General features: G+C 75.0%; 5 protein-coding genes. 2 read left to right on the top strand and 3 right to left on the bottom strand.

The window, feature by feature from the left end:
* The 3 genes from VFJ94_RS07320 to VFJ94_RS07330 all read right to left on the bottom strand — a co-directional run.
* Positions 1-1857 (bottom strand): amino acid transporter (locus VFJ94_RS07320; RefSeq protein ID WP_414654581.1); only part of this gene is annotated, 1857 nt, incomplete at its 3' end.
* Positions 1858-1988: 131 nt separating this feature from the next.
* Entirely contained in the window at positions 1989-2621 is a 633-nt protein-coding gene (locus tag VFJ94_RS07325; RefSeq protein WP_325003544.1) for an alpha/beta family hydrolase, read from the bottom strand.
* Positions 2618-3454, bottom strand: a complete 837-nt coding sequence (locus tag VFJ94_RS07330) for an SOS response-associated peptidase (RefSeq protein ID WP_325003547.1) — start codon at positions 3452-3454, stop codon at positions 2618-2620. Before VFJ94_RS07330 ends, VFJ94_RS07325 begins: the two co-directional genes overlap by 4 nt.
* 112 nt (positions 3455-3566) lie before the next feature.
* On the opposite strand from VFJ94_RS07330, the gene VFJ94_RS07335 reads away from it, so the two are divergent.
* Positions 3567-4085, top strand: coding sequence for a DoxX family protein (locus tag VFJ94_RS07335; RefSeq protein ID WP_325003545.1), 519 nt, complete (start codon positions 3567-3569; stop codon positions 4083-4085).
* 1 nt (position 4086) lies between these two features.
* Positions 4087-5411 (top strand): 3-phosphoshikimate 1-carboxyvinyltransferase (gene aroA, locus VFJ94_RS07340; protein ID WP_325003546.1); only part of this gene is annotated, 1325 nt, incomplete at its 3' end.

A 5411-nucleotide genomic window follows, 5' to 3' on the forward strand; every position in this document is an offset into this window, starting at 1 on the left:
GTCCGGCTCCACCTGGCGCAGGATCTCGCGGACGACGGGCGGCGTGTCGCCCTGACCGAGGAGCAGGTAGCGCAGCAGGTGCACGACGGGCGACCCCTCGGACCACTCGAAGTAGCAGTGCGGTCGCACCCCCGTGGCGTCGCGGAGGGCGAGCAGCACGGCCGCGATGGCGTTCGGGGCGGCGGGGCTGGCCACCCGCAGGATCCGGTGCCCGTCGACCTCGACGCCACGGACGACGAGCACGTCGCTGAACTCCGACGGGTCGTCGACGTCCACCTCGAGGAAGATCACGTCGGCTCGTCCGGGCACCGGGTTGAGGCCCCGCTGCTCCCGCTCCTTGGCGGCATACTCTGCGGCGTCGCCCGTCTGCCGCTTGTTGGCGATGAGGTTGAGCGCGCGGTCGTGGGCCAGCGAGTCGCTGAGGAACCGGCGTGCCGCGTCGTCGAACTCGATCCGGTCGACGCGCAGCTCGGTGACCCTCGTGACCCGCGAGACCAGGGAGACGACGATGATGCCGAGGATGAAGACGGCGGAGATGGCGATGCCGTCCGGCTTCTCGATGACGTTCGCCACCAGGGCGTAGAGCAGGATCAGCGTCAGCACCCCGAACCCGACGACGCCGGCGGTGTGCCGGCGCCGGGCTGCCGAGAGGGCGACGGCGATGGCGCCCGAGACCATCATGGCGAGGATGCCGGTGGCGTAGGCACCGGCCTGCGCGTTGACGTCCGCGCGGAACGCCAGGGTGATGGCGATGCAGATCGCGGTGTAGACGAGCACGACCGGGCGGACGGCGCGGCCCCACTCCGGCGCCATGCCGTAGGCCGGAAGGTAGCGCGGGACGATGTTGAGCAGGCCGGCCATCGCCGAGGCCCCCGCGAACCACAGGATGAGGATGGTGCTGATGTCGTATGCCGTGCCGAAGCCCTCCCCGAGGAAGTGGTGGGCGAGGTAGGCCATGGCCCGCCCGTTGGCCTCGCCGCCCTCCCGGAACTCCTCTTTGGGAATGAGCAGCGTCGTGACGAAGCTCGTCGTGACGAGGTAGACCGACATGATCACGGCCGCCCCGGCCAGCAGCCTGCGCGTGTTGCGGATCCGAGAGGCGAGCACCTCCTGCGGGGTGCGGCCCTCGGCGGCGATGAGCGGCATCATGCTCACGCCCGTCTCGAAGCCGGACAGCCCGAGCACGAGCAGCGGAAAGGCGATCACCGCCGGTCCGAGCAGCCCGGTGAACCCGCCGCCCCCCGCCGTGAGCGCGTCCACCCACGTCGACCACGCGCGCCCGTCCGCGAAGACCTCGAGCAGTCCGCGCACCACGACGACGGCGTTGAGCCCGAGGAAGACGACGACGAGCGGGATGGCCACGCTGACGGCCTCGCTGAAGCCGAGCAGGAAGACGCCGCCGAGCACGAGCAGCAGACCGATCGTGATGGCGACCGCGTGCCCGTGCAGGGCGGCCGGGAAGAACGGGCTCTCCAGGATGTGCACCGAGGCGTCGGCCGCCGACAAGGTGATGGTGATGATCCAGGAGGTGGCGACGAAGCCGAGCAGCACGAGGACGAACACCTTCCCGCGCCAGAAGGGCAGAATGTCCTCGAGCATCGCGACGGAGCCCTGCCCGTGGGGGCTCTCGCGGGCCACCCGGCCGTACATCGGCAGCATGCCGAGCAGCGTGAGCGCCACGATGAGCAGCGTCGCAAGCGGCGAGAGCGCCCCCGCCGCGAGGGCGGCGATCCCGGGCAGGTAGGCCAGCGTCGAGAAGTAGTCGACGCCCGTCAGGCACATCACCTTCCACCAGGCGTGCGGCTCGGCATGGGCCTCCTCGTGCTCCGGCCCGATCGGCTGCACGCGGTGCTCCATCAGCCAGCGGCTGAGCCGGCCGGTCGGCTGGGGAGGCGGCACCGGGCTCGGCACGACCGTGGGCAGGACACGCTTCTCGGACACGGGGGGCGCCTTCTCTCTGCGGCAGCACAACGATGCGGCGCCCCACCCTACGGCGAGGGGAGCCGCCGTGCCGCGTCGAGCACCGCCCGGGCCAGCTCGGCTCGGGAGCTCGGCGGGAAGCTGTGCGCCCCCGGGACGGCGTGCACGACCGCACCCCACGGGAGGTGCGGCGCCAGCTCGGCCGGCGAGCCGAAGGGGTCGCGCTCACCCTGCACGATCCCCGTGGGCGGCGGCGCCGCGGCGAGCTCGTCGGCGCGCAGCCGGTCGGGCCGCCCCGGTGGATGCAGCGGGAAGCTGAGCAGCAGGCCGGCGTCGGCCTCGAGCGCCGCGGCGGTGCGGCACGCGACCCGGGCCCCGGCGCTGCGGCCGCCGACGACGAGCGGGCGCGGCAGCCGGCCCCGCCCGGTGAGCAGGGCCGCGACGATCGGCACCCACGCGGCGTCGAGCGTCGGCGGCGGGCCGGCGACGCGGCGGCCGGCGACGAGCCACGGCTGCTCGACGAGCACGACGGCCCAGCCCCGCTCGGTGAGCACGTCGCGGGCGACGGCGAGGTCGACGGCGTCGATGCCGCCGCCCGCCCCGTGCGAGAGGACGACCGTCCCCACGGCGTGCGGGGGGCGGCATACGTGCGCCCGCCCCGGTCCCCCCGGCGCCTGGAACTCACGCAGCGACTGCCTCACGCGCCGAGGACCTCCCCCGTCGTCGGGTCCACGACGCCGGCGAGCTCCTCCGCCGGCGCCGGCTCCACGAGCCCGGGGCCGTTGTTGCCGGTCGCTCCGACCGCCCGGCCGACGGGGTACGCCGTGAACCGCCCGGGCTCCGAGAAGGAGAGGAGGCGGCGCACGACGTCGGGGTCCTGCTCGTCCGGGTCGAGCCACTGCGCCCACTGCTCCGGCTCGAGGACGAGCGGCTGCCGGTCGTGGATGCGGTCGAGGCCCTGCTCGGCGTCGGTGGTGACGATGGTGAAGGTGGTCAGCCAGGCGTTGGGATCGCCGTCGGGCAGGGACCGGTCGCGCCAGAACTCGTAGAGCCCCGCGAACGCCACGGGGCCGCCGTCGGCGCGGCGGACGAAGAAGGGCTGCTTGCGCGGCTTGCCCTTGGCGTCGGTGGCGGTGGGCGAGGCCTGCCACTCGTACCACCCCGCCGCCGGCACGAGGCAGCGGCGGGTGGCCGCCGCCTTGGCGAACGCGCCCTGGTCGAGGACGGTCTCGGCCCGGGCGTTGATCATCCGGAGCCCGACCTTGGCGTCCTTGGCCCACGACGGCACGAGACCCCAGGTGAGCAGCCGCAGCTGGCGGACCGCCGGGGCGTCGTCGGGGGCCCCGCGGAGGGGCCGGGACAGCACGACGGGCGCCTGTTTCGACGGCGCCATGTTCCAGTCGGGCGTGCCGGGCGGGGGGTCCTGCGGTCTCGCGAGGACGCTGCGACCCGGCTCGCCCGTGGCGTCCACCTCGACGTCGAACGCCTCGACGAGCTCGTCCGGCCGCGCGCTCGCGGCATACCTGCCACACATGGCGCCAGCGTATGCCGCGCCCGCCGGCCGGGATCGGGTGCCGAAGCGCACCGGGATGTCGATAGCGTGGGTCGCACGGCGTCCGTATGCCGCTCGCCCGAGGAGGAACCCCATGCTCGTCCGCCGCCTTGCCCGACCGCTCCTCGCGTCGGTGTTCGTCGCCGTCGGCGTCGAGGCGCTGCGCCACCCGGGCGCACGCACCGACCGGGCGGCCAAGCTGCTCGAGCAGGTGCCACACCCGCCGTCGCTGCCCGACGACCCCGACCTGCTCGTCCGGGCCAACGGCGCCGTGCTCGTCGGCGGCGGCGTGCTGCTCGCCACCGGCCGGCTCCCGCGTCTCGCGTCCACGCTGCTCGCGGCCTCCCTCGTGCCGACGACGGCCATCGAGCACGCGTTCTGGGAGGAGGCCGACCCCCAGCGCCGCAGCCAGCAGCAGGCCCTGTTCCTGCGCGACGTCGGGCTGCTGGGCGGCCTGCTGCTCGCCGCGGTCGACACCGCCGGCAAGCCGGGCCTCGCCTGGCGGGCGCAGCACGCGACGAGGACGACGCGGCGCGAGGCCCGGCACGCCCGCCGGGCGGCCCGCCGGGAGGCCCGGCTCCTCGTCCATCGCGCCCACGACGTCGTGAGCTGACTTGAGCCCTCTCGATCGCTCCGCGCCCGCCCTCGCCGTCGCCGACGCCGACTGGGCGGCGCCCGTGGCCGGCGGCCCGCTCCGGGCGACCGTGGCCCTGCCGGGGAGCAAGTCGCTGACCAACCGCTACCTCGTCCTCGCCGCGCTCGCCTCGGACCGGTCCCGGCTGCGGGCGCCGCTGCGCTCACGCGACACGCTGCTCATGGCCGAGGCCCTACGCATCCTCGGCGTCCTCGTCGAGGACGTCGCCCCCGAGGGGGAGCCCTCCCCCGACACGGTCCCGGACTGGCTCGTCACCCCACCGGCCGTGCTCCGCGGCGGCGGCCGGGTCGACGCCGGGCTCGCCGGCACCGTCATGCGCTTCCTGCCTGCCGTCGCCGCGCTCGCCGACGGGCCCGTCCACCTCGACGGCGACCCGCAGGCGCGGGTCCGGCCCATGGCGCCGGTCGTCGACGCCCTGCGCACCCTGGGCGTGCCGGTCACCGACGACGGAGGGGGCCGGCTGCCCCTCGTCGTCCACGGCCGGGGCCGGGTGCCCGGCGGCGCGGTCACGATGGACGCCTCCGCCTCGTCGCAGTTCGTCTCGGCCCTGCTGCTCGCCGGCGCGCGGTACGACAAGGGGGTCACCGTCCACCACGAGGGCAAGCCCGTCCCGAGCGAGCCGCACATCCTCATGACGGTCGAGGCCCTGCGCGACGCCGGCGCCGTCGTCGACGACAGCGAGCCCAACACCTGGCGGGTCGAGCCGTCGGAGATCAACGCCCTCGACGTCAGCGTGGAGCCTGACCTGTCCAACGCCGGTCCCTTCCTCGCCGCCGCGCTCGTGGCTGGTGGGACGGTCCGCGTGCCCGGGTGGCCGCAGCACACGACCCAGGCCGGCGACTTCCTGCGCGAGGTCCTCGACCGCATGGGGGCCGACGTGCGCCTCGACCGGGACGGGCTCTCGGTCACCGGGACCGGGGAGCTTGTCGGCATCGACGTCGACCTCCACGACGCGGCCGAGCTCACGCCGACCGTCGCGGCCCTCGCCGCCCTCGCGAGCACGCCGTCGGAGATCCGCGGCGTGGCGCACATCCGGGGCCACGAGACCGACCGGATCGCGGCGATCTGCGCCGAGCTGCGCGGGCTCGGCGGCGACGTCACGGAGCGGGAGGACGGGCTCGGGATCGCCCCGGCTCCCTTGCACGGCGGCCGGTTCCACACCTACCACGACCACCGGATGGCCACGACCGGCGCCGTCCTCGGCCTGCGTGTGCCCGGCCTCGTCGTCGAGGACGTAGGCACGACGAGCAAGACCCTGCCCGACTTCGTGGGGCTGTGGGAGGG

Origin of the sequence: Intrasporangium sp. (assembly GCF_035688975.1) — a bacterium.
Lineage (GTDB): Bacteria > Actinomycetota > Actinomycetes > Actinomycetales > Dermatophilaceae > CALMNV01.

Excerpts from the sequence above, each read along its gene's own strand:
- VFJ94_RS07330 (WP_325003547.1), bottom strand. The coding sequence starts at position 3,454 with ATGTGTGGCAGGTATGCCGCGAGCGCGCGGCCGGACGAGCTCGTCGAG.
- VFJ94_RS07335 (WP_325003545.1), top strand. The coding sequence starts at position 3,567 with ATGCTCGTCCGCCGCCTTGCCCGACCGCTCCTCGCGTCGGTGTTCGTC.